The organism is Blastomonas sp. UPD001, assembly GCF_003426715.1.
Lineage (GTDB): Bacteria > Pseudomonadota > Alphaproteobacteria > Sphingomonadales > Sphingomonadaceae > Blastomonas.
The window spans coordinates 1-1,048 of the sequence record NZ_QKVT01000198.1 but is presented as its reverse complement, the minus strand read 5'-3'; the positions used below and the strand labels follow the sequence as shown (position 1 = coordinate 1,048).

The following is a 1,048-nucleotide window of genomic DNA, read 5'->3' as shown; positions in this document are numbered from 1 at the left end:
GCATCGCCGAACTGGAACCGCCAGCCATCGCTGAGCGAGGTGACCGACCGGGCGGGACTGGCCGCTGGCAGGGTGCGCGCCGACGCTGCTGTGTTCGCCGGAGCGGCTTGCGCCAGGCAGGGGCCAGACACGGCGATCGCCGCGAATCCCAACGCAGCGCCTGCCGCTGCGTGCATCACGCGAAGTTTCGCGCGGCCTTCCTCACCCATACCACCACTCCCAAAATATTGGTTATACCAAATACAATTGCCGCTGGGGTGTCAATCTCAAAAGCGACTGTGCCCTGCATCCGCCGCAACGGCGGTGTAGTGCCCGCCGCGTAGCGGCATGGCGGGAAGAGCATCAATCACCGGTCATAAAAACGCAGTTTGCTTCGCGCATTGCTTTTCACGTCCGTGCCAGCCACCATCGCTCCGGTGTATCGGGCCATCCGCTGCGAGAAACCGCCTTGATCGGTAACCTACAATTGGTAAGATCAAATTGACGGCAGAGTTGAATCCGAGGGTCGACGTGATCGTCACACCCGAAGCGATCGATGCGCTGGCGCTGTTGATGTTGACCGCGAGACTCGAGTTGTTGAAGTCGATCGTCCCGGTTCCGGTAATGCTACCGCCATTGAGCGTATAGTTGCCGCTGAACAGGTTCAGCGTCTGCGACCCCAGCGATACCGTGCTGTTGGACTGGGTTACCGACGCGAATGTCGCACCGACGGCCAGCGTCAGATTGCCGCCGTTGACGGTCAGTGCGCCAGCACCGTTGTACGGCGTGCTGCCGCCCAGAACCAGCGTGCCGCCATTGATCTGCGTGGCGCCGGTATAGCTTTTGGTCCCCGTCAGCGTCACGGTTCCCGCACCGGTCAGGACCAGCGATCCACTGCCGATCAGGCTGTTGGTGACCGTGATGTCGTCGGCACGGTTGAAGCGCAGCGTCGCGTTGTTGACGACCTGACCGGTACCCAGGCTGCCCGAGGTGCTGCCAGCCCCATCCGCGCCGATCTGCAGCGTGCCGTTGGCGATGGTCGTGGTGCCCGCATAGCTGTTGATGCCGG

The 1,048-nt window shown here is 62.5% G+C and carries 1 protein-coding gene; it reads right to left on the bottom strand.

Features of this window, described 5'->3' with window-relative positions; all coding sequences use genetic code 11:
• Positions 1-353: 353 nt before the first annotated feature.
• The coding region (locus DM995_RS20730; protein WP_198669554.1) for an autotransporter-associated beta strand repeat-containing protein at positions 354-1,048 on the bottom strand (695 nt) is incomplete at its 5' end.